Raw genomic sequence first — 22,275 nt, 5'->3', positions numbered from 1 at the left:
CGTGTGGGGCCGAACTCTAATTAGGCAAAAAACGGGCCGGATCCAGCTGTTTATTCCCTTTTAATACTTCGTAATGCAAATGGACGCCGGTCGCCCGACCGGTTCGCCCCATCAGGGCAATATACTGCCCCTTGTCGACTCGCTCACCAACCTGAACCAGTTGCGTATTCAGATGAGCATACCGGGTTGTCCAGCCCCGGCCATGATTAATCTCGACCAGGCCGCCAAAATCCGGATGCTGTTCAACCACACTGACCACCCCGGCCGCCGTCGCCACTATGGGCTGGCCCTGCTTGCCGGTGAAATCCAGCCCCCGGTGCCAGCGCGTGCGACCGGTAAAGGGATCACGACGCTGGCCAAAGCTGGAGTTTATTCGGCTGTGCCCCGGAACCGGAGATCCCTGAATCTGGGTAATTTCATTGATATGGAGACTAAGCAATAAAGATTCAAGAGCCGCCAGCGTCATGCCATAGGCCCGGGTCTGCTCCGACACCTGCGTCAGGGCAAGATGCAGATCGGCAAAACCGTTGAAGGGCCGCTGCAGCAGGTTGGCGTCGAGCCGCTGCACCGGCAATTCATCAACCAGATCGTAATCTCTGACCAGCCGCTGCCCCACGGCACTCAATTGCCCCAGCTCGGCCTGCAGCTGGCCCAGACGCTGGCCAATACGGCTCAGCTGACGCTGCTGACTGCGCTGTTGCTGCTCCAGTTGACGGCCGAGCTGCCATTGTTGTTGCTCGGCATCTTGCCATTGACTGTACAGATACAGTATCACCGGCAACTGCAGTACAACCAGCAGCAACAGCAACAGCAGTCGGTAATCGAACAGATGAAACCTGGCGTTGGCGCCGGCAAGGGATGCGGGACGGGTCATGGGGCACGCTATGGAAAAGAAAATAAAACACGCCGGCGCGGAGAGGATACCGGCGTGTTTTCAATGGGTTCAGGCGGGGCTGAACGCGGTATCGTAGTAACGAATCGGCGACTCGGCACCCTGTTCACCGAAGGTGACGATTTCCCAGGCTTCGGTATTGGCCAGCATGGCGCGCAGCAGGGTGTTGTTCAGGGCATGACCGGTTTTATAGGCACAAAACTCGCCCAGAATGCTGTGGTTGCACATGTAGAGATCACCGATGGCATCCAGCATCTTGTGCTTGACGAACTCGTTGGGGTAACGCAGCCCGTCGTCGTTCAGTACCTTGTAGTCATCCAGTACCACGGCGTTTTCCAGGCTGCCGCCCAGTGCCAGGTTCTGGGAATGCAGATATTCGATATCGCGCATAAACCCGAAGGTCCTGGCCCGGCTCAGCTCCTTGACGAAGGCGGCACCGGAAAAGTCCAGCACCAGATGCTGACTCTGGCCTTCAAACACCGGATGTTTGAAGTCGATGGTCAGATCCATCTTGAAGCCACCGCGATAAGGCCGGAATTCCGCCCACTTGTCGCCGTCTTCTACCCGTACCGGCTGTTTGATGCGAATGAAGCGCTTGAGTGCGTTCAGCTCGCGAATGCCACCGGATTGCAGCAGATAGATAAAGGGGTGTGAACTGCCGTCCATTACCGGCACCTCGGGAGCATCGACCTCGATAACGAGGTTATCGATGCCCAACCCCGCCAACGCGGCGGACAGGTGCTCTATGGTCGACACCCGCACGCCCTGCTCGTTGACCAGCGCAGTGCAGAGCATGGTGTCCTTGACCAGGGCGGCATCGGCCCGAATGTCGACCTGCGGGTCCAGATCGGTACGACGAAACACAATACCTGTGTTAGCCGGCGCCGGTACAAATGTCATTTGCACCTTGTGGCCGGAGTGCAGGCCGATTCCGGTGGCCTGTACTGTATTTTTCAACGTTCGCTGTCTAATCATAAGGTTACCCGCAAGTAAAAAGGCCCGATTCGAACCGAATTCAAATGGTCCGATATGTTAGCACAATAATCCACCGTCGCCAATTGAGAGCCTTTCTCAGTCTGCCTGCTTACGCAAAAATGCCGGAATATCCAGGTAATCCATATCGGACTTGGCCTGGGTGGCGTCGCCATTGACCGCCAGCTTGCCGGGCTGCTCTTCGCGCTGGGTTTCCACCTGACGCATGCCGTTGTCGTCCCGGTTGCTGGAGCCGGACTTGACCAGGGTGATGTCCGGCTTGCGCTCGGCACCGATACCGGTGGCCACCACGGTCACCCGCAGTTCGTCGCTGATGTCCGGATCCAGTACCGTACCCACCACCACGGTGGCGTTTTCGGAAGCGAAGGCCTTGACCGCATTACCCACGGTTTCAAACTCTTCGATGGTCATGTCCAGACCGGCGGTGATGTTGACCAGGATGCCGCGGGCACCGGCCAGATCCACGTCTTCCAGCAGCGGGCTGGAAATCGCTTTTTCGGCGGCTTCTTCGGCTCTGTCTTCACCGGTGGCGTGGCCGGTCCCCATCATGGCGGTGCCCATTTCACGCATCACGGTACGCACATCGGCGAAATCGACGTTGATCAGACCCGGACGGGTGATCAGCTCGGCGATACCCTGTACCGCACCCAGCAGCACGTCGTTGGCGGCCTTGAAGGCGTCGAGCAGGGAAATACCCCGGCCCAGCACTTTCAACAGCTTGTCGTTGGGAATGGTGATCAGGGAGTCGACGTGCTTGGCCAGCTCGTTGATGCCCTGCTGGGCGTAGTTCATCCGCTTCTTGCCTTCGAAGGCAAACGGCTTGGTGACCACGGCCACCGTCAGAATACCCAGCTCCTTGGCCACTTCCGCAACCACGGGAGCCGCACCGGTACCGGTGCCGCCGCCCATGCCGGCCGCGATAAACACCATGTCGGCACCATCCAGCAGGTCACGGATCGCGTCTCTGTCTTCCAGCGCCGCGTCGCGGCCCACTTCCGGGTTGGCGCCGGCGCCCAGTCCCTTGGTGATATCGCCACCCACCTGCAGAGTACGGGAAGCGCTGGAGTTGCGCAGCGCCTGGGCATCGGTATTGATGGCCAGAAACTCGACCCCTTCCAGGTTTTCACGCACCATGTGCTCGACGGCATTACCGCCGCCGCCGCCAACACCCACCACTTTAATGACGGCTTCCTGCTCGTGATCATTCATCAATTCAAATATATTACTCATAAGAGTCTCTCCACTTTGCTCTTGGTTATGGGTGCCAAGCTTAAAATTCGCCACGCAACCAGTTACCGATCCGTTTCAGCAGTCCGGTGACACTGGATTTGTTGTTATAGTCCTGTTGAGGCATCGATTGATGCTCCTTGCCGTAATGCAACAAGCCGACGGCGGTGGAGTACACCGGTGTTTCAACGTAATCCGACAAACCTTTTACTCCGTCCGGCTGGCCGATACGCACCTGACACTGGAAAATCTGTTCGGCACATTCCACCAGGCCTTCTATCTGCGCGGCACCGCCGGTCAGTACCAGACCCGCCGCCAGCTGATGCTTGACCCCGGCTTTCTTCAATTCGCCCTGAACCTTGCTCAGCTCCTGATTGATCATGCCAAGCAGCTCGCTGTAGCGCGGCTCTATCACCTCGGCCAGGGTCTGACGCTGCAAACTGCGCGCCGGGCGCCCCCCCACGCTGGGCACTTCTATGGTGTCTTCCTTGCTGACCAGCCGGCTGAAGGCGCCACCGTGGCGCACCTTGATCGCTTCCGCATCGAGCGGAGGCGTGCCAAAAGCATAGGCGATGTCGCTGGTGACCGTGCTGCCCGCATAGGGAATCACCTTGGTGTGACGCAGGGCGCCACCGGTAAACACCGCCATGTCCATGGTGCCACCGCCGATATCCACGACGCAGACACCCAGTTCTTTCTCATCATCGGTCAACACCGCATAACTCGATGCCAGAGCGCTGAAAATCAACTGATCGACCCGTAATCCCAGACGTTCGACGCATTTTTCGATGTTGCGTGCCATGTCGTTGTGGCAGGTGATCAGGTGTACCTTGGCGTGCATGCGCACCCCGGACAGCCCGATGGGATTCTTGATCCCCTCCTGAAAATCGATGGAGTATTCCTGCGGCAACACATGCAGCACCCGGTGCTCATCGGACAGTCGTACCGACTTGGCGGTATGGATCACGCTGTCCACGTCTTCCTGGCTGACTTCCTCGTCCGAAATCGGCACCATGCCGGTTTCGTTGCGGCATTCGATATGCTTGCCCGACAAGCCCAGGTAGACGGAGGTGATCTGGCAATCCGCCATCATCTCGGCTTCGTCCACCGCCCGCTTCAGCGACTTGACCACCGACTCGAGGTCGTTGACGCCGCCCTTGTCCATTCCCTTCGAGGAATGGCTGCCAAGCCCGATGATATTCAGATCGCCATCCGGTAACACTTCCCCTACCAGGGCCGTGACCTTAGCCGTGCCGATATCAAGCCCGACGATCAGATTTCGTTCCGCGCTTTTTGTCATTATCTGTCTCTTCGTCCTGCTTCCATCCCACTGCCAGCCCGGTATCGTAGCGCAAATCGAGATAAGCCACTCGCTCCCGCTCCGCAATGCCCGGATAGACATCAATAAATCGTTGCAGGCGCGCCTCAAGATCCTCGCGCCCCAGCAACAGCGTAACCCCGTCCGACAGGGTCAGTTCCCAGGAACGTCGAGGGGTCAGATGAACCCGCTCTATTCGATAGCCCCTGGGCTGTAACAATGTTCGTACACTGCGATATTCTTCCAGTACCCGCTTCGACTCTTCATCCGGCCCCGACAGCGAGACCAGTTCGGGGTCGTCGTGACGAACCCGGAAAATCTCGCCATGGGTGTTCACCATGGCGTCCTGATTCCAGCGCGCCGCCACCGGCTGCTCCACAATGTAAACCCGCAGAATATCGGGCCATTGCTTGCGCACCGACGCCTGATAGACCCAGGGCAACGACTGCAGTTGCCGCTGCACCCGGTCCACCTCCAGGGTGAAGAAGTTGCCGACTTCCGGTAACGCCAGCACCGACTCGCGCACCTGGTCCCGGCTGAGGTAATGATGTTCGCCCTGAATCATCAGGCTGTTGACCGGTACCTGATTGGCCGTCGTCATCCATATCATCAAGGACCACAGCCCCCACAGCAGCGCCGACAACACCACCAAAAAAAAGCTCAGTCCGCCGATAAAGGCCAGCCGGGTACGGATCGCGACAGCGCTCATATCAGCGCGCCATCTCCAGTACCGCGACCACCAATTCGTCAAATGACAGGCCGGCGACCCGTGCCGACTTGGGCACCAGACTGGTTTCTGTCATGCCCGGCACCGTATTCACCTCCAGCAGCCACCAGCGGCCCTGCCGGTCCAGCATCAGATCGACCCGGCCCCAGCCGGTGGCGGCCACCGCCTTGAAGGCGGCCAGGCTCAAGGCACCCAGCGCCTGCTCATCGGCCTCGTTCAGACCACAGGGGCACAGGTATTCGGTATCGCCGGACTGATACTTGGCCGAATAGTCATAAAAATCATGGGTCGTACGCAACCGAATGGCCGGCAGTGCCTGCTCCCCCAGGATGCTGACCGTATATTCGTCACCTTCGATGAAGCGCTCGACCAGCACCTCGTCGTCGAAGGTGAACGCCTCAACCACCGCCCGGGCCAGGGTCTCGGCATCCGCCGCCTTGGTCATGCCGATGCTGGAGCCTTCGTGCGAGGGTTTGACGAACACGGGGCCGTCAAACTGTGCCAGCAGCGCCGCCGCGTCTTCGGCCTTGAAGCTGCTTTTATGCACCACACGAAAATCGGCGGTGGGCAGGCCCATCGCCTGCCACACCTGCTTGGTGCGAACCTTGTCCATCGCCAGTGCCGCGCCCAGCACGCGGGAGCCGGTATAGGGCAGCCCCAGGTGTTCCAGCGCGCCCTGCAGAGTACCGTCTTCACCACCACGGCCGTGAACCACGATAAAGGCCCGCTCGAAGGCGTCTTCCTTCAGCCGCGCCAGGGGATAATCGCGGGTATCTATGCCGTGGGCGTCCACCCCGGCCCGCTGCAGGCCGGACAGAACCGCCGCACCGGAACGCAGCGACACTTCCCGCTCGGCGGAGTGACCGCCGAACAATACCGCGACTTTACCGAACTGTGTCATGCCTGCTCTCCCTGTTGCTTCATCGCTTCAATCGATAGCTGTAGCTGGCCCAGCTTGCGGGCCAGTCCCCCCACGTTGCCGGCGCCCTGGGTCAGTACCAGATCGCCATCCTGCAGCAGCTCGGCCAATACCTGCGGCACCTCGTCGGGGGTGGCCACATAAATAGGCTCCATATGACCTCGACTGCGAATGGAGCGGCACAGAGCACGACTGTCGGCACCGGGGATGGCTGCTTCGCCGGCACTGTACACCTCGAGCAGGATCAGTACATCGGTTTTCGACAGCACGTCGACAAAATCTTCATACAGATCCCGGGTGCGGCTGTAACGATGGGGCTGATAGATGGTCACCAGGCGACGTTCGGGCCAGCCGGCGCGTACCGCATTCAGGGTGGCACGCACTTCACTCGGGTGGTGGCCGTAGTCATCCACCAGCTTGGCCAGGCCGCGACCGGTCTCGAATTCGCCATATTGCTGAAAACGACGGCCGACACCCTCGAATTTCATCAGCGCCGTCCGTATGGCGTCGTCGGCCACGCCGTCTTCACAGGCCACGGCAATGGCGGCGGCGGCATTCTGGGCATTATGCCGACCGGGCAGATTGAGCTGCACGTCCAGGCAGCTGCCGTCGGGACGGCACACCTTGAAGTGGCTGTGATCCCGCTGCTGGCTGAATGCCTCGATCCGGTAGTCCGCATCTTCGGCAAAACCGTAGGTAACAAACTGGCGCCCGATACGCGGTATCAGCTCGCGCACCACCTCGTCGTCGACACAGAGCACCGCCAGGCCATAAAACGGCAAATTGTGCAGAAAATCGACGAAAGTGCCTTCCAGCTTGCTGAAGTCGCCGCCGTAGGTGTCCATGTGATCCGCTTCGATATTGGTGACAATGGACACCATCGGCTGCAGGTGCAGGAAGGAGGCGTCGCTTTCGTCGGCCTCGGCGATCAGGTAACGGCTGGATCCCAGGCGGGCGTTACAGCCGGCACCGTTGAGCAGGCCGCCGATAACAAAGGTCGGATCCATGCCCGCTTCACCATAGATGCTGGCGACCAGGCTGGTGGTGGTGGTCTTGCCATGAGTACCGGCTACCGCCACACCGTGGCGAAAACGCATCAACTCGGCCAGCATTTCGGCCCGGCGCACCACCGGAATACGCAGATCGCGGGCCGCGATCAGCTCGGGGTTGTCGGCCTTGATGGCGGTAGACACCACCACCACACTGACGTCGGCAACCTGTTCCGGCGCATGGCCCAGGTAAATGGTGGCGCCCATCGCCGCCAGCCGGTCGGTGACCGGGTTATAGGCGATATCGGAGCCGGAAATGGCATAGCCCTCGTTGGCCAGCACCTCGGCAATACCGCCCATACCGGCACCGCCGATGCCGATAAAGTGGATGCGTCGTACCCGTCTCATCTCGGGTACCATGCTTCTGAGTTTTGCCAGTTCAACCTTGGTCATGCCATTCTCTCGTTTTATTTCGCCACGGCGCAGAGGCACTCGGCCACCCGCTCTGCGGCATCGGTAATCGCCAGCGACCGGGCCCGGCTGGCCATGGCCAGCAATTGCGCCCGGTTATCGCCAAGTTGTTTCAATTGCGCCGCCAACCCCTGAGGCGTCAGTTCGGACTGGGGCAGCAACACCGCCGCACCGCTGTCGGACAGGGTGCGGGCATTTTTGGTCTGGTGGTCATCCACCGCATGGGGCAGCGGCACAAACAGCGCACCCACACCGGCGGCGGCCACTTCGGACACCGTCAGCGCGCCGGCGCGACAGACCACCAGATCCGCCGCGCCGTAGGCTGCCGCCATGTCGTCGATAAAATCGCTCACCTCGGCCTCGATACCCAGCGCAAGATAGGCCTGGCGCACCGCCTCGGCGTTGCCCTTGCCGGTTTGATGGCGCACCTTGATGTTGCCGGCCAGCGCCACCGCCTCGGGCACGGTTTGGTTCAGTATTCTGGCGCCCAGGCTGCCGCCCACCACCAGCAGCCGCAGCGGCTGAGGCTCGGTCGCAATGCGCTCGGCAGGCACCGGCAGCGCCAGCACGTCGGCCCGCACCGGGTTGCCCACCACGGCGGTGTTCTCACCCTCGGCAAAGGCACCGGGAAAGGCCATCAACACTCTGCTGGCGATGCGGGCCAGCAGTCGGTTGGTCATGCCGGCGGCGGCATTCTGCTCGTGCAGCACCAGCGGAATGCCCGCTAGTCTGGCCGCCACGCCACCGGGGCCGGCGGCAAAGCCGCCCATGCCCAGCACCACCTGCGGCTGCACCTGACGCAACACCCGCCGCGCCTGCCATACCGCCTTCAGGATCTGAACCGGTGCCAGCAGCTTTCGTTTGAGGCCGTTACCGCGCACACCGGCGATATTGATGGTATGCAGCGGGTAGCCGTGCTTCGGTACCAACTGAGCTTCCATTCGCTCGGCGGTGCCCAGCCAGTGAATATTCCAGCCCTGCTCCCGCAGCCGGTCCGCTACCGCCAGACCGGGAAAAACATGGCCCCCGGTGCCACCGGCCATCACCAGCAGGGTTTTGGACTCGCTCATGTTACCTCCCGCTGTCGTGCCTGCATATGGTCCCGCCGCCACTCGAAGTCGATGCGCACCAGAATGCACACGGCGGTAGTGATCACCAGCAAACTGGAACCGCCGTAACTGACCAGCGGCAGGGTCAGGCCTTTGGTGGGCAACATGCCCGAGGCCGCGCCCACGTTGACCACCGTCTGAAAGCTGAACCAGATGCCGATCCCCATGGCCAGATAACCCTCATACTGACGACCGCCCAGCAGCACCTTCTGGCCGATATGCAACGCCTTGAACGCCAGCCAGGCCTGCAGCAGCAGTACCAGCAGCACGCCGGTAAAGCCCAGCTCTTCGCCGAGAATGGCGAACACGAAGTCGGTATGGGCCTCGGGCAGGTATTCCAGCTTCTGAATGGAATTGCCCAGCCCCTCGCCAAACCAGCCGCCCCGGCCGAAGGCCATCAGCGACTGGGTCAGCTGATAGCCGCTGCCGAACGGATCTTCCCAGGGATTGAGAAAGGAGGTCACCCGCCGAACACGGTAGGGGGCGCTGATGATCAGAAATACCAGCAGGCCGGCTCCCAGCGCAACCAGACTCAAGAACTGGCTGAGCCGGGCGCCGGCCAGAAACAGCATGCCCAGGGTGGTGACAAACAAGACCACCACAGATCCCAGATCCGGCTGTTTCAGCAACAACAGCGACATCAGGCCCATCACCGCCAGCGGCTTGAGAAAACCCTTCCACTGGCCGCGCACCTCGTCCTGACGGCGCACCAGATAACCGGCCAGAAAGGTAAACAGCGCCAGCTTGGCGATTTCCGCCGGCTGCACGTTCAGCGGCCCCAGTGGCAACCAGCGCTGACTGCCATTGATTTCGCGACCAATAATCAGCACCACCACCAGCAGCACGATCGCCAGCACCAGAAAACCGGTGTTGAATTGCTGCCAGCGCGCCATGGGCACCTGCAGCATCAGGCTGGACAGCATCAGGCAAATCAGCAGAAAAGCGCCGTGGCGCTTGACGAAATAGAAGGGATCATCGCCCAGATTGATGCCCTCGGCAATGGAGGCCGACGACACCATCACCAGGCCGATGGCCATCAGCGACAGCGACAATATCACCAGTTGCCGATCGTAGATCAGCCCCTGAGAGGGCCGTAGCAACCAACCGCTACCAAAAGAAGGCCACCACGTCATAGCGCCTCCACCAGGGCGATAAAATGCTCGCCCCGCTTCTGATAGCTGGGATACATATCCAGGCTGGCACAGGCCGGGGCCAGCAATACCCAGTCACCCGGTTGAGTCTGCTCACTGCACCAGGTCACCGCCTCGTCCAGCGTCGCCACCTCATGGGTGTTGTCTGCCAGCGCAAGCAACTGCTTGCTGTCCTGACCAAAGCAGACCATGCCAGCCACGGTACCGTTCAGCAAGGGTACCAGGGGGCCGAAGTCCTGCCCCTTGCCCTGGCCGCCGGCAATCAGCCACAGCCGCCCGGTCACCGCCTCGCCAATACCGGCAATGGCCGCCAGGGTGGCGCCGACATTGGTGGCCTTGGTGTCGTTAACCCAACGCACACCGTTTTTCTCGGCCACAAATTGACAACGATGCGCCAGTCCACCGAAGCGACGCAACACCCTGAGCTGAGCGTCCGGGGCAATGCCTGCCTGGTCCGCCAGCGCCATCGCCGCCAGGGCGTTGAGCTGATTATGCGCGCCGAGTATCTTCAGTGCCGATACCGGCAACAGCGGCTCGCCAAAACGACTGAGCCAGAGTTCGCCGTCATGCTTCATGCGGCCATACTCGATGTCATCGAGACCGAAGCTGACTGACGCCTGTTCCTGCTGCGGCCGGGTCTCGCCGTCTTCCCGGTTGTATACCGCAAGCGCGGCACCGTTATAAATTCCCAGCTTGGTATCCCGGTAATGGGCCAGCGAGTCGTAGCGATCCAGATGATCTTCACTGATGTTGAGCACGGTGGCAGCAACCGCCCGCAGGCCGGGCGTGGTTTCCAGCTGAAAGCTCGACAGCTCCAGTACCGCCAGCTCCAGCGGCGGTTCCGCGCTATCCTGCGACAACAGGTCCAGCGCCGGGGTACCGATATTGCCGCCCACGCCAACCGTCATGCCCGCCTGTGCCGCCATCTCGCCCACCAGGGTGGTGACGGTGCTCTTGCCGTTGGAGCCGGTAATGGCGACGATGGGGGCGCTGCACTCGCGCACGAACAGCTCGACATCACCGATAACCTCGATGCCGGCGGCCAGCGCCTGCTGCAATTCGGGGGTGGCCAGCGCCACGCCGGGGCTGGCGATAATCAGCTCGGCCGCCAGTATCGGCGCCAGCGCAAGGCCACCGAAATGACGCTCAATCTGCGCGGGCAGCTGCTCTGCGCCCGGCGGCCGGGCACGGGTATCCATCACCACGGGGCTGACGCCTCGTTGCAGGCAGTAACGCAGACAGGAAAGTCCGGTCTGCCCCAGGCCAATAATCAGGATACGCTCGGGTAACATGCGCTTATCTCACCTTCAGGGTGGCCAGGCCAATCAGCACCAGCATCAGGGTAATGATCCAGAAACGCACTATCACCCGCGGCTCGGGCCAGCCCTTCAGCTCGTAATGATGGTGAATGGGGGCCATGCGGAAAATCCGCTGGCCACGCAACTTGTAGGAGCCCACCTGCAGGATCACCGACAGGGTTTCGATCACGAAGATGCCGCCCATGATCACCAGCAGAAATTCCTGCCGCACCAGCACGGCGATGGCGCCCAGCGCCGCCCCCAGTGCCAGGGAGCCCACATCGCCCATGAACACCTGGGCCGGAAAGGTATTGAACCAGAGAAAGCCCAGCCCCGCGCCCACCATGGCGGTACACACCACGGTCAGCTCACCCGCATGCGCCACATAGGGAATGTGAAGGTAAGCGGCAAAGTTGACGTTACCGGTCGCCCAGGCCACCAGTGCAAAGCCCGCCGCCACCATGACGGTGGGCATGATCGCCAGACCGTCCAGACCGTCGGTCAGGTTGACCGCATTGCTGGAGCCGACGATGACGAAGTAACTGAGCACAATGAACAACAGGCCGAGCTGGGGCATGACGTCCTTGAAAAAAGGCACCACCAGCTGGGTCTGGGCCGGATCCTTGGCGATCCAGTACACAAAAACCGCCGCCGCCAATGCCGCCGCCGATTGCCAGAAATACTTCCAGCGCGCCACCAGGCCGTCGGTGTTCTTGCGCACCACCTTGCGATAATCATCGACAAAGCCGATGGCACCAAAGGCGCCCAGCACGAACAGCACCACCCACACATAGGGGTTGTCCAGCCGCGCCCACAGCAACACCGAAACGAAGATGGCGATCAGTATCATCAGGCCGCCCATGGTAGGCGTGCCGGCCTTGCTGAAATGGGACTCGGGGCCGTCGTTGCGTACCACCTGGCCGATTTGCAACGCCTGTAACCGGCGGATCAGGCGCGGGCCTATCCACAGGCTGACCACCAGGCCGGTAAGTATGGAAATAACCGCCCTGAAGGTCAGATAGGAGAAAACGTTAAGAAAGCTGAAATGAGGCGTCAGCCACTCCGCCAGCCAGACTAGCATGCCTCACTCTCCTGAATCGCCCGGACGATCTCTTCCATCCGGGCACTGCGCGCGCCCTTGATCAAAACGACTACCTTATTGTGTTGTGACAGCGCCTCGAAAAGAACGGGCTGCAATTGTTGTTTCTGTTCAAAGTGCCGGCCCTGGGCCGCACTCGCCGTATGTTTGCTGTCTCGACCCACGGTCAAGACTCGATCTATGCCCAGCTTGCGGGCATGTTCACCAACCTGTGTATGCATCTCTTTGCTGTAGTCACCCAGCTCGGCCATGTCACCGAACACGAAGATCCGGTAACCGGGCAGACTGGCCAGGGTATCCAGCCCCGCCAGTACCGAGGCGACGCTGGCGTTATATGTATCATCCAGTACCGTCAGACCGGGTCGCGTCCAGACCTGCAGTCGTCCTGCAGGCGACCCGAACTGACTCAGGCCGGCGGCAATCTCTTCCAGCGTCGCGCCCAGCACCTCGGTACCGGCGGCGGCGGCCAGCGCATTGGCCACATTATGTTTACCGGGTATCGGCAAACGAACGTCGACTTCTCCCAAAGGGGTCAGCAGGCGAAAGTGAGCGCAGCCGGACTTGTCGAGGCTGACTTGCCGGGCCTGATACTCCCGCTGCTCACCGAAATACACCAGCTCATGCTGCTGGCGCCACAGGCTGCAGAAGGCGCTGTCCCCATTGGCGATGGCCACGCCGCCGTCAGCCAGGCCGTCATATATTTCGCCCTTGGCCCGGGCCACACCGTCGAGTGAGCCGAAGCCTTCCAAGTGAGAAGCTGCCACGTTGTTGATCAGGGCCGCATGGGGCCTTACCAGCGAGCTGGTCCAGGCTATCTCGCCGATGTGATTGGCACCCAGCTCGACCACCGCGTATTCGGTATCGGCTGTCAGTTCGCACAGGGTCAGCGGCACCCCGATTTCGTTGTTGAGGTTGCCACGGGTGGCCAGCACCTTGCCTTTTTGACGCAGAATCGACGCCGCCATTTCCTTGACCGTGGTCTTGCCACAGCTGCCGGTAATGGCCAGCACCCGGGCCGGACTCAGTTCCCGCACCAGACCACCGAGCACCCCCAGTGCCAAACGGGAGTCCGCCACCCTGATCTGGGGCACATCCAGTTCCAGCCAGCGCTCTACCAGCAGGGCGGTCGCGCCCTGCTGCTGTGCCGCGGCGGCGAAGTCATGGCCATTGAAGCGTTCGCCACTCAGGGCCACGAACAGGCCGCCGTCGGGCAGCGGCTGTCGGCTGTCGGTGGTGACCGCCATGATGAGGCCATCGGCACCGCGCAGTTCACCGCCGGAGGCCTGAGCCAGCTGCTCGAGACTGAGCGGTATCATGTATTCAGCCCCAACAGGCCGGACACGGTTTCGCGGTCGCTGTAATGCATTTTGTCAGTACCCACTATCTGATAATCCTCATGGCCCTTGCCGGCCACCAAAATAATATCTTCCGCCGCCGCCTGCTCGATGGCATGAGCAATGGCCTTCGCTCGCCGGTGGATCACCTGCACGGCATCGGGCTCGTTCAAGCCCCGCTTCATGTCTGCCACTATGGCCTCGGCCGACTCGGTGCGCGGGTTGTCGTCGGTCAGTATCACCCGGTCGGCACCGGCCTCTGCCGCCGCCGCCATCAGCGGTCGCTTGCCCTTGTCACGGTCGCCGCCGCATCCGGTCAGGCACCACAGGCGGCCCTTGCAGTGCTGGCGCAAGGCCTGCAATGCCTGCTCGAGCGCATCGGGGGTATGGGCATAATCCACCACCACCAGCGGCTGGCCGGGGGCGGAAAAGGGTTCCATGCGTCCGATTACGCCAGCCAGCTGCGGCGCCGTGGCCAGCAGCCGTTCAAAGGGTTCACCCAGCGCCAGCAGGGCGGCCATGGCCGCCAGCAGGTTGGACACATTGAAGCGGCCCATCAGGGGGGCGGATAATACACCATTCCCCCAGTCGGAGTTAATGGTCACTTTCAACCCGTCGCCATAAAAATGAACGGTTTCCGCCACCAGCTGGCGGCCGCTGAAATCACCCAGTCGACCATGCAGGCCATAGGCGATGGCATCGGGATACTGATTGAGCCAACGCCGCCCGAGCGGGTCGTCGGCATTGATGATGCGCGCCTGGCGACCCTGCTCGAACAGCTGCCGTTTGGCCTCGCCGTAGGCGGCCATGGTGCCGTGATAATCCAGGTGATCCCGGCTGAGATTGGTGAACACCGCCACGTCAAAATTCAACGCAGCCACTCTATGCTGACTCAGGCCATGGGAAGAGACTTCCATCGCCAGCCGCCGGGCACCGGCCCGGCGTTGCTCGGCCAGCTGATGCTGAACCTCCAGTGCCGAGCCTGTGGTATTGATCGCCTCCTGCAGCTGGCCATAAAGGCCATTACCCAGGGTGCCCATGATGCCGGCCCGAGTGCCCAGCAGGCAGCTCCAGTTGGCAACAAGCTGGGTCACTGTGCTCTTGCCATTGGTGCCGGTCACGCCTATCAGTTGCAGTTCGGTAGACGGCTCGCCGTAAAACAGCCCGGCCAGCAGCGACAGACTCTCGGGCAGACGGTACACCCCAAGCCTGCGGTGATCCCGATGATCCAGGCCGGACTGCTCCGGGCTGTCCACCTCGAACAGCACCGCCGCCGCGCCCTTGTTCAGCGCGGATTCAATATACTGACGACCGTCGACACTATGACCTTTAACGGCAACAAACAAAGCGCCGGGCGTCACGGCCCGGCTGTCGAGGGTCATGGCATCAATGGCGATAGCCGGGGCTGACAGGCCCAGTGGTACCGCCAGATCTCTAAGTGTGAGGGACACGTTTTTCCTCCTGTCCGGCCAGCTGGAACTGTTCCTCTGTCGCGCCATCCGGACGAATATTCAATAATTGCAGGGCTCCGCTCATGACCTCGGCAAACACCGGGGCCGCCACGTCGCCGCCGTAGTATTTGTCACCCTGAGGTTCGTTCATCACCACCACCATGGCCAGACGCGGATTGCTGGCCGGCGCCATGCCGGCGAACAGTCCCACGTAGTCGCTGCCGTAGCCGCCGGCAATGGCCTTGCGCGAGGTGCCGGTCTTGCCGGCCACCCGGTAACCGGGAATAGCGGCCTTGCGCGCGGTGCCGCCGGGACCTATGACACTTTCCAGCATATGTAGTACCGCATCCGCATGTTGTTTCGGCACCACCTGTTCGCCTACCGGAGGCTTGCTGCGTTTGATAATACTGAGCGGATAGCGTACGCCGCCATTGGCCAGCACCGCATAAGACTGGGCCAGCTGCAGCGGGGTCACGGTCAGGCCGTAACCGAACGACAGCGTGGCCCGTTCAATATCGGACCAGCGCCGACGCTGGGGCACCAGGCCGGTGCTCTCACCCACCAGCCCCATGCCGGAGTCGATACCCAGCCCGAAGCGATACAGGGTATCGAGCAGCTGTTCCGGCGTTTCCTGCAGTGCCATGCGCGCCATGCCCATATTGGACGAGCGCTGCAGTATGGTTTGCACGCTGATGGGACCCAGGTTGCGATGGTCGGCTACCCGCTTGCCGCCGAGACGCATCCAGCCGGGGCTGGTATCGACGATGGAGTCGGCGTTGACTACGCCGTTTTCCAGCGCGCTGACCACGATCAACGGCTTGATGGTAGAGCCGGGTTCATAGGTATCGGTGACCGCCCGGTTGCGCGCCCGAAAGCTTTGATACTGACTGCGATTGTTGGGATTGAAGGAGGGGCTGTTGACGATGGCCAGCACTTCGCCGGCTTTCACGTCGATCATCACCAGCGACGCAGAAGTGGCACGATAATATTCGGTGGCCCGCTTGAGTGAACGGTAGGCCAGCGCCTGAATACGCTGATCGATGGTCAACTGGATATTGTTGGCCTGCCGCGCTTCCGACACCACGCCCAGATCCTCGATCACCCGCCCGTTTCTGTCCTTGCGCACCCGGCGCTCGCCGGCCTGAGCGGTCAGCCACTCGTTGAAGCCCCGCTCTATGCCTTCGATGCCGTTGCCATCGATGTTGGTCAACCCCACCAGATGGGCGTTGATTTCACCGGTAGGATAGAAACGGCGCTCTTCCGGGCGCAGGTGCACCCCGGGCAGGCGCAGCTTGCGAATATACTCCGCCACCGCAGGAGTGACCTGACGCTGCAGATAGACGAAGCGACGTTGAGGGTTTTCGACCCGTTTCATCAAGGTTTGATGCGGAACGCCCAGCACATCGGCCAGCGCCTGCCAGGCCTGGCCTTTTTCCAGGCTCAGCTCGGTGTGCACCTGTTTGGGATCGGCCCATACCGCCTGTACCGGCACCGACACCGCCAGCTCTTCACCGTTACGATCCATGATCATGCCACGGGTGGTACTGGTGACTGTGGTGCGCAGCGAGCGCATGTCGCCTTCCAGCCGCAGCCGATCCGGAGATACCACCTGAATCCAGGCCGCCCGGGCAAACAGGGCAACAAAGGCAAACAGGATCACCCCGCAGACGGTCAGAAAACGCCAACCGGTCAGCATGGGTTCTTTTTTATTCTGCCTGCGCCGTCTCATCGTTGCGTCACCAGTTTTTCCTGAGCCGGGGCCGGCCGTTGCATGCCCAGCTTGTCGCGGGCCAGCGCCTCGATACGGCTGTGCTCCATCAGGGTGCTTTGCTCCAGCAGCAAATGCCGCCACTCGATGTCCAGCCGGTCCTGCTCTGCCATCAATTCGTTGTATTCACTGGTCAGCTGGCGAGTGCCCTGGGTGATGACGATCACCAGCAGGGCCGAACTCAGGGTCACCAGCGTCAGCAGCAATTGCCACTTGTGCCGCAGCAGATCCTGGCCAATTTCTTTGGCCAGGTTGATGCGCCCGGCTATCACGCCGGTGTATCCAGCCGCTCGGCGACGCGCAACACCGAGCTGCGTGAACGCGGATTGGCTTCCACCTCGGCGGCCGACGGCTTTTGCGCCTTGCCAACACTCTTCAACAGGCGGCCACCGGACAGCTGGGCCTCGGTCAACGGCAGACCGGGCGGAACTTCGGGGCCCTTTTCCTGTTTACGGATGAAGTGCTTGACCAGCCGGTCTTCCAGCGAATGGAAGCTGATCACCGATAAGCGCCCACCCGTGGCCAGCACCTTCAAGGAACCGTTCAACGCCTGCTCGATTTCTTCCAGCTCGCTGTTGATATAGATACGAATGGCCTGAAAGCTGCGGGTGGCCGCGTGCTTGTTTTTTTCCCGGCTGGGGCTGACCCGGGCAATCATTTCCGCCAGAGGCCGGGTACGGGTATAGGGTTCGGTGACTCTGTCATGCACGATGGCGCGGGCTATTTTCTTGGCAAATTTTTCTTCACCGAAGGTCTTCAGTACCCAGGCGATATCATCCACATCGGCACGGGCCAGCCACTCGGCGGCACTCTGGCCACTGGTGGGATCCATGCGCATATCAAGCGGGCCGTCTTTCTGAAAACTGAAGCCGCGTTCGGCCTGATCCAGCTGGGGCGAAGAGACACCCAGATCGAGCAGGACGCCATCGATGCGCCCCGTCAATCCAAGCTCTTCCACCATCTCGGCCAGGCGGGAGAAAGGACCGTGCAGTATCTGAAAACGCGGGTCGTCAATCTTGCCCGCTTCGGCGATGGCCTGAGGATCCCTGTCGATCGCCAGTAGGCGCCCCTCGGGACCCAATTGGGAAAGAATATGACGGGAATGTCCGCCGCGGCCGAAGGTACCGTCCACGTAGATGCCATTCGGCTTGATCTTCAAGCCGTCCACGGCTTCGTGCAGCAGTACTGTGATATGTGTCTGTTGTTGACTCATGTTATAGCGCGAAGTCCCGCAGTCGTTCCGATGACTCCCAGCCTTCCCGAGGAAGCGCCAGCAAGTCATCGCTGATTTGTTGTTGCCAGCGGGTGTCATCCCATAATTCGAATTTGTTGAGTTGCCCCACCAGCATGATTTTTTTTTCGAGTCCCGCATGTTGCCTGAGTGGACCGGGTATTAAACATCGGCCCTGAGCATCCAGCTCACACTCCGCAGCATGTCCCAGTAATACTCGTTGCAGGCGCCGCTCCACCGGATTGGTGCTCGACAGGGCCTGCAATTTTTTCTCGATCAATTCCCATTCGGCGAGGGGGTAAAGCAGCAGACAGGGATTGCCGATATCTATGGTGCAGATCAGTAGTCCGTCACATTCTTCACGTAACGCATCGCGAAATCGTGTCGGTATTGCCAACCGGCCCTTGCTGTCCAGGCTGATGGCGTGAGCACCACGCAGCATGCCAAGCCCTCAAGATCTACTTTATTCCACAAAAAACCACTTTTTCCCACCCCGCCCAAGTGTAAGGAGCGGACACAAGCTTTTCAAGCGAGCAAAGAAGAGAAAGTTGATGTTCGGGCCGGTACCGAATATTAAGCGCGTTATAAATGGCGGTCTAAACGGAGATAAAGTCAAAAGAAGGGGAATAAATAACGCGGTGCGCCCTGTAGGCGAACAGCCTAAACAAAAAACGCAGCCGAAGCTGCGTTTTAAAGAATAGTGGGAGTTGGCCTGTAAGCCGGGTTCTGTATCGAGCAAGCTCGATTAGTAATCATTCCTCTAGGCCAGCAATCGCTCACTGGCTCCAGCAACCTACCCGCCTCCAGCGCGGGCCGCGCCTGTAGGAGGCCTATTTGGTCTTGCTCCGGGTGGAGTTTACCATGCCACGAACTGTTGCCAGTCGCGCGGTGCGCTCTTACCGCACCCTTTCACCCTTACCTGTGCCCGAAGGCCATCGGCGGTTTACTCTCTGCTGCACTGGTCGTGGGCTCGCGCCCCCCAGGCGTTACCTGGCACCCTGCCCTGTGGAGCCCGGACTTTCCTCCCCTCCGCCCGTATGCCCGAAGACACAACGACGAAGCAGCGATTACCCGGCCAACTCCGCGGCGGAGTGTACACCAGTCACCGACGTGACACCAGCCCCACCGATACTCGCATGGTGCACGAATGTAGTCGCGCGCTTTAGCCGCGAAATCCAGCAACGCTGGATCTGATGCACAATGCCTACCTTAGCCTCTTAGAGCCAATAGCCCTTAAAGCCCATTCTCGAGTCCGTATTTATAGAGGGCGTTTTTCTTGACCCCGTGGATCTCGGCGGTGAGCGCCGCCGCCTTCTTCAACGGCAGCTCGCCGCGCAGCAGGGTCAGGGTGCGCAGCACCTCGGCCGACAGCTCATCATCGCCGGCGGGGCGATATCCGGCCACCATGAGTACGATTTCCCCCCGGCTGCGATTGCTGTCCTGCTGCAGCCAGACCAGCATCTCGGCGGCGGGCAGGCTGTGAATGGTTTCAAAGGTCTTGGTCAGCTCCCGCGCCACCACAATACGACGATCGTCGCCCAGCACCGCCACCAGTGCGGCCACGCTGTCGAGCAGGCGGCGGGGAGACTCGTAGAACACCAGAGTACGGGGTTCGTCCTTCAGGCTTTCAATCTTGTCCAGCCGCGCCTTTTCCTTCGCCGGTAAAAAACCTTCGAATGCAAAGCGATCCGTGGGCAGGCCGGCAGCAGACAATGCCGTTACCGCCGCACAGGGGCCGGGCAGAGCAATGACCGGTACACCCGCGTCACGACAGCTGTTGACCAGATGATAACCCGGATCGCTGATCAGGGGAGTACCGGCATCCGATACCAGTGCCACCGACTGACCGTTCAGCAGGCGTGTGACCAGCTGCTCGGACTTATATTGCTCATTATGGTCATGTAGCGCCCAGGTTGAGGTACTAATCTGGTAATGAGATAGCAGTTTCGCTGTATGACGGGTATCTTCACAGGCAATTAAATCAACCTGTTGTAATGTGTCCAGTGCACGCTGGCTGATATCATTCAGGTTGCCGATAGGGGTAGGCACAATATAAAGTGCAGCCGCTTGGCTCATAGGGACTCCTGTGTAAGCAATTGTTTCACCGTCATGGCCCTATTACACTTAGGGCCAGAATGACACAGCTTGGGATAAAGGGATTGGCGACACAAATTCAACGTAATAGTCTAACACGACTGTTGTGCACCCTGGTGCTTTCATCGGTCCTGATGGCCTGTGGTATCGGTCCTCTGCAAAAGGCGCCGTTGGAGCCGGCGCCGGACATGTTCGGCATCACAGACCGTAGTGCCGAGCAATATCTGGCCCGGGCCGAGCAAGCTCCCGAGCCGGATGCCTTTTCCTGGCGGGTGCTGGCCATTCGCGCCTGGCTGCAACAGGGCAATGTAGCCGCCGCCGAGCCCCAACTGGAGCGCCTGCGACAGCAAGCCACGCTGGCACAGCTGCCGTTGCTCACCCTGCTCGAGGGTGCCACCGCCCTGGCAGCCGGTAATACCGGCCTGGCCGGTCAGCGACTGGCCGCCGTGGATACCAAGGCACTGGCGCCCGACGCGGCCGGCTATTACCTGTTGCTGCAAGCCAATCGGTTTGAACAGCAGCAGCCGATCGACGCCGCCAAAATGCTGATTGAACGCCATGACACCCTGGCCGGCCAGGAGCAAAACGCCGGCCTGGAGCGTATTTATCAGTTGCTGACGCAAGCGTCGCCACTGGCCCTGCGCCAGGCTCAGAATGACGACAACAGTGAGGCGGTCAATGGCTGGCTGCGACTGATGGCGATTCTGAACGACACCCATGCCCAACCCGGCCAGCGTCGCTGGCAGTTGCAGTCCTGGCGCAAGGCCTACCCGAATCACCCCGGACACCGTTATCTGTCCGACAGCGCCGAACCCGCCGCTCGCCTCGACGCCTACCAGCCGGCTCATATTGCCGTGTTATTGCCGCTTGGCGGCCAGCTGGCAGAGCAGGCCGACGCCATTCGTAACGGTATGCTCAGCGCCCATCAGGGCCAGGCATCACGCCTCAGCTTCTTCGACACCAATGGCCGGGACATGGCCCGTTTGTATCAGGACATTCAGCAGGCCGGCGTCGACTTTATTCTGGGTCCGCTGCTGAAAGAAAATATCGATGCCCTGACCAGCCTGGATCCTGCCCTGCCGGTGTTCGCCCTCAACCGGCCCGCTCATCAGCCGGTGCTGCCGCATCGCTATTATTTCTCGCTGTCACCGGAAGCGGAAGCGGCCGAAGCGGCTTATCACATGTGGGAACAGGGCCACCATCAGCCGCTGGTCTTCGCTCCCGGTAACGAACTGGGTCGGCGAGTCGCGGCCGAGTTCAATAACCAATGGCAACGGCTGAGCGGCCAGCAGGCCCGGTTGGCCTATTTCAATAACCAGCAGTCCATCGAGTCCGACGTACGCCGTGCCCTGAATAGCGGCAACCCGGCCGTGGCCGGTGTCGGCGTGATCAGAGGCAGCAGCGAGGTCGCGCTACCGGCAGGCCCCATCGATTCGGTATTCATGGTGAGCAATACCACCGAAACCCGCTTTATTCTGCCCTATTTCGATTTCGTTCGAGACAGCCGCGCCGCCCGCTTGCCGACCTATGTCACCTCGCGCAGCTATGTGCCCGGCGGCGAGCCGCCGATGAGTGAACTGAACGGCCTGCAACTGGCCGACATGCCCTGGCTGTTCGGCGGCGCGCCGCAGTTGATGGAAGAAGTAGAGACCCTGTGGCCCACCGTTGGCTCAAGCTGGTTGCGGCTGTTCGCCTTTGGTTATGATGCCCTGACTCTGATTCCGCAACTGACCCAGCTGAGAGAGGGTGCGCCCCCGGTACCGGCTCTGAGTGGCCTGCTGAGTCTGGGTGAAGACGGCGTGGTACAGCGCCGACTGCAATGGATGGAGTATCGTGATGGCGAATGGCAGTCAGGAAACGAACAGCCGGTCCCGGGGGAATGAGTTCGAACGCCGGGCCGAACGGTATTTACTCGAGCAGGGGCTTCGCCTGCTCGAGCGCAACTATCAGTGCAAACTCGGTGAAATCGATCTGGTCATGAGCCAGGGTCCCACCCTGGTTTTTGTCGAGGTGCGTTATCGCAAAAACAGCCTCTTCGGCGGTGCCGCCGCCTCGGTGACCCCGACCAAGCAGCAGCGCCTGCGCCGGGCCGCCCACAGTTACATGCAATCAAAAGGACTGAATGAATCACAACAGTCCTGTCGATTCGATTTGGTCGCCTGTGAAGGAAGCCATGTTCACTGGATACCCAACGCCTTTTAAGG

General features: G+C 60.9%; 20 protein-coding genes and 1 other RNA gene. 2 read left to right on the top strand and 19 right to left on the bottom strand.

What is annotated here, in order from left to right:
• Positions 1-16 precede the first annotated feature (16 nt).
• The 19 genes from Q0753_RS11985 to rsmI all read right to left on the bottom strand — a co-directional run bounded on the left by Q0753_RS11985 (position 17) and on the right by rsmI (position 20,053).
• On the bottom strand, positions 17-874 hold the full coding sequence (locus Q0753_RS11985; protein WP_298721135.1) for a M23 family metallopeptidase: 858 nt from the start codon (positions 872-874) through the stop codon (positions 17-19).
• A gap of 69 nt (positions 875-943) precedes the next feature.
• Positions 944-1,867 carry a UDP-3-O-acyl-N-acetylglucosamine deacetylase gene (gene lpxC / locus Q0753_RS11980; RefSeq protein ID WP_298721130.1) on the bottom strand — a complete coding sequence of 308 codons (924 nt, stop codon included), beginning with the start codon at positions 1,865-1,867 and terminating at the stop codon, positions 944-946.
• Positions 1,868-1,963: 96 nt separating this feature from the next.
• Positions 1,964-3,106 carry a cell division protein FtsZ gene (ftsZ, locus tag Q0753_RS11975; RefSeq protein ID WP_298721209.1) on the bottom strand — a complete coding sequence of 381 codons (1,143 nt, stop codon included), beginning with the start codon at positions 3,104-3,106 and terminating at the stop codon, positions 1,964-1,966.
• A 49-nt stretch (positions 3,107-3,155) separates the two neighbouring features.
• Complete coding sequence (gene ftsA, locus Q0753_RS11970) at positions 3,156-4,412, bottom strand: cell division protein FtsA (RefSeq protein ID WP_298721127.1); 1,257 nt, start codon at positions 4,410-4,412, stop codon at positions 3,156-3,158.
• Positions 4,372-5,139: a cell division protein FtsQ/DivIB gene (locus Q0753_RS11965; protein ID WP_298721125.1), complete on the bottom strand. Its 768-nt coding sequence runs from the start codon at positions 5,137-5,139 to the stop codon at positions 4,372-4,374. The genes ftsA and Q0753_RS11965 overlap by 41 nt, the downstream gene beginning before the upstream one ends.
• Position 5,140: 1 nt before the next feature.
• Positions 5,141-6,058 carry a D-alanine--D-alanine ligase gene (locus tag Q0753_RS11960; protein WP_298721120.1) on the bottom strand — a complete coding sequence of 306 codons (918 nt, stop codon included), beginning with the start codon at positions 6,056-6,058 and terminating at the stop codon, positions 5,141-5,143.
• The gene (gene murC / locus Q0753_RS11955; RefSeq protein ID WP_298721113.1) at positions 6,055-7,518 is read right to left on the bottom strand and encodes a UDP-N-acetylmuramate--L-alanine ligase; all 1,464 of its coding nucleotides are present in this window, start codon (positions 7,516-7,518) and stop codon (positions 6,055-6,057) included. The genes Q0753_RS11960 and murC overlap by 4 nt, the downstream gene beginning before the upstream one ends.
• A gap of 14 nt (positions 7,519-7,532) precedes the next feature.
• Positions 7,533-8,606, bottom strand: coding sequence for an undecaprenyldiphospho-muramoylpentapeptide beta-N-acetylglucosaminyltransferase (murG, locus tag Q0753_RS11950; protein WP_298721110.1), 1,074 nt, complete (start codon positions 8,604-8,606; stop codon positions 7,533-7,535).
• A complete protein-coding gene (gene ftsW, locus Q0753_RS11945) occupies positions 8,603-9,778 on the bottom strand; it encodes a cell division protein FtsW (protein ID WP_298721107.1) in 1,176 nt (391 codons plus the stop codon). The genes murG and ftsW overlap by 4 nt, the downstream gene beginning before the upstream one ends.
• Complete coding sequence (murD, locus tag Q0753_RS11940; RefSeq protein ID WP_298721105.1) at positions 9,775-11,088, bottom strand: UDP-N-acetylmuramoyl-L-alanine--D-glutamate ligase; 1,314 nt, start codon at positions 11,086-11,088, stop codon at positions 9,775-9,777. The genes ftsW and murD overlap by 4 nt, the downstream gene beginning before the upstream one ends.
• Before the next feature lie 4 nt (positions 11,089-11,092).
• Positions 11,093-12,175 carry a phospho-N-acetylmuramoyl-pentapeptide-transferase gene (gene mraY, locus Q0753_RS11935; RefSeq protein ID WP_298721102.1) on the bottom strand — a complete coding sequence of 361 codons (1,083 nt, stop codon included), beginning with the start codon at positions 12,173-12,175 and terminating at the stop codon, positions 11,093-11,095.
• Positions 12,169-13,509: a UDP-N-acetylmuramoyl-tripeptide--D-alanyl-D-alanine ligase gene (murF, locus tag Q0753_RS11930; RefSeq protein WP_298721099.1), complete on the bottom strand. Its 1,341-nt coding sequence runs from the start codon at positions 13,507-13,509 to the stop codon at positions 12,169-12,171. The genes mraY and murF overlap by 7 nt, the downstream gene beginning before the upstream one ends.
• Entirely contained in the window at positions 13,506-14,978 is a 1,473-nt protein-coding gene (murE, locus tag Q0753_RS11925) for a UDP-N-acetylmuramoyl-L-alanyl-D-glutamate--2,6-diaminopimelate ligase (RefSeq protein ID WP_298721096.1), read from the bottom strand. Before murE ends, murF begins: the two co-directional genes overlap by 4 nt.
• Positions 14,962-16,707 carry a penicillin-binding transpeptidase domain-containing protein gene (locus Q0753_RS11920; protein WP_298721094.1) on the bottom strand — a complete coding sequence of 582 codons (1,746 nt, stop codon included), beginning with the start codon at positions 16,705-16,707 and terminating at the stop codon, positions 14,962-14,964. Before Q0753_RS11920 ends, murE begins: the two co-directional genes overlap by 17 nt.
• Positions 16,704-17,018: a cell division protein FtsL gene (gene ftsL, locus Q0753_RS11915; protein ID WP_298721091.1), complete on the bottom strand. Its 315-nt coding sequence runs from the start codon at positions 17,016-17,018 to the stop codon at positions 16,704-16,706. The genes Q0753_RS11920 and ftsL overlap by 4 nt, the downstream gene beginning before the upstream one ends.
• Positions 17,015-17,959, bottom strand: a complete 945-nt coding sequence (gene rsmH / locus Q0753_RS11910) for a 16S rRNA (cytosine(1402)-N(4))-methyltransferase RsmH (protein WP_298721086.1) — start codon at positions 17,957-17,959, stop codon at positions 17,015-17,017. The genes ftsL and rsmH overlap by 4 nt, the downstream gene beginning before the upstream one ends.
• A gap of 1 nt (position 17,960) precedes the next feature.
• Entirely contained in the window at positions 17,961-18,419 is a 459-nt protein-coding gene (gene mraZ / locus Q0753_RS11905; protein ID WP_298721083.1) for a division/cell wall cluster transcriptional repressor MraZ, read from the bottom strand.
• A 257-nt stretch (positions 18,420-18,676) separates the two neighbouring features.
• Positions 18,677-19,060, bottom strand: an RNA gene (gene rnpB / locus Q0753_RS11900) — RNase P RNA component class A.
• Between the two features lie 150 nt (positions 19,061-19,210).
• On the bottom strand, positions 19,211-20,053 hold the full coding sequence (gene rsmI / locus Q0753_RS11895) for a 16S rRNA (cytidine(1402)-2'-O)-methyltransferase (RefSeq protein WP_298721080.1): 843 nt from the start codon (positions 20,051-20,053) through the stop codon (positions 19,211-19,213).
• A gap of 83 nt (positions 20,054-20,136) precedes the next feature.
• Here rsmI and Q0753_RS11890 point away from each other — a divergent pair, with 83 nt between their 5' ends.
• Positions 20,137-21,954 carry a penicillin-binding protein activator gene (locus Q0753_RS11890; protein ID WP_298721077.1) on the top strand — a complete coding sequence of 606 codons (1,818 nt, stop codon included), beginning with the start codon at positions 20,137-20,139 and terminating at the stop codon, positions 21,952-21,954.
• Positions 21,908-22,273 (top strand): YraN family protein, encoded by a 366-nt coding sequence (locus Q0753_RS11885; protein WP_298721074.1) that lies wholly within the window; start codon positions 21,908-21,910, stop codon positions 22,271-22,273. Before Q0753_RS11890 ends, Q0753_RS11885 begins: the two co-directional genes overlap by 47 nt.
• Positions 22,274-22,275 lie beyond the last annotated feature (2 nt).

It is taken from the genome of uncultured Oceanisphaera sp. (assembly GCF_947495715.1).
In the GTDB taxonomy this organism is placed as follows: Bacteria; Pseudomonadota; Gammaproteobacteria; order Enterobacterales; family Aeromonadaceae; genus Oceanimonas; species Oceanimonas sediminis.
The sequence above is the reverse complement of the archived record's forward strand: the minus strand, read 5'-3'. Positions and strand labels throughout refer to the sequence as shown.

Excerpts from the sequence above, each read along its gene's own strand:
- lpxC (WP_298721130.1), bottom strand. The coding sequence starts at position 1,867 with ATGATTAGACAGCGAACGTTGAAAAATACAGTACAGGCCACCGGAATC.
- murD (WP_298721105.1), bottom strand. The coding sequence starts at position 11,088 with ATGTTACCCGAGCGTATCCTGATTATTGGCCTGGGGCAGACCGGACTT.
- ftsA (WP_298721127.1), bottom strand. The coding sequence starts at position 4,412 with ATGACAAAAAGCGCGGAACGAAATCTGATCGTCGGGCTTGATATCGGC.
- Q0753_RS11920 (WP_298721094.1), bottom strand. The coding sequence starts at position 16,707 with ATGAGACGGCGCAGGCAGAATAAAAAAGAACCCATGCTGACCGGTTGG.
- ftsW (WP_298721107.1), bottom strand. The coding sequence starts at position 9,778 with ATGACGTGGTGGCCTTCTTTTGGTAGCGGTTGGTTGCTACGGCCCTCT.
- rsmH (WP_298721086.1), bottom strand. The coding sequence starts at position 17,959 with ATGAGTCAACAACAGACACATATCACAGTACTGCTGCACGAAGCCGTG.
- Q0753_RS11885 (WP_298721074.1), top strand. The coding sequence starts at position 21,908 with ATGGCGAATGGCAGTCAGGAAACGAACAGCCGGTCCCGGGGGAATGAG.
- mraY (WP_298721102.1), bottom strand. The coding sequence starts at position 12,175 with ATGCTAGTCTGGCTGGCGGAGTGGCTGACGCCTCATTTCAGCTTTCTT.
- Q0753_RS11960 (WP_298721120.1), bottom strand. The coding sequence starts at position 6,058 with ATGACACAGTTCGGTAAAGTCGCGGTATTGTTCGGCGGTCACTCCGCC.
- murC (WP_298721113.1), bottom strand. The coding sequence starts at position 7,518 with ATGACCAAGGTTGAACTGGCAAAACTCAGAAGCATGGTACCCGAGATG.
- rsmI (WP_298721080.1), bottom strand. The coding sequence starts at position 20,053 with ATGAGCCAAGCGGCTGCACTTTATATTGTGCCTACCCCTATCGGCAAC.
- Q0753_RS11965 (WP_298721125.1), bottom strand. The coding sequence starts at position 5,139 with ATGAGCGCTGTCGCGATCCGTACCCGGCTGGCCTTTATCGGCGGACTG.
- murG (WP_298721110.1), bottom strand. The coding sequence starts at position 8,606 with ATGAGCGAGTCCAAAACCCTGCTGGTGATGGCCGGTGGCACCGGGGGC.
- mraZ (WP_298721083.1), bottom strand. The coding sequence starts at position 18,419 with ATGCTGCGTGGTGCTCACGCCATCAGCCTGGACAGCAAGGGCCGGTTG.
- murF (WP_298721099.1), bottom strand. The coding sequence starts at position 13,509 with ATGATACCGCTCAGTCTCGAGCAGCTGGCTCAGGCCTCCGGCGGTGAA.
- Q0753_RS11985 (WP_298721135.1), bottom strand. The coding sequence starts at position 874 with ATGACCCGTCCCGCATCCCTTGCCGGCGCCAACGCCAGGTTTCATCTG.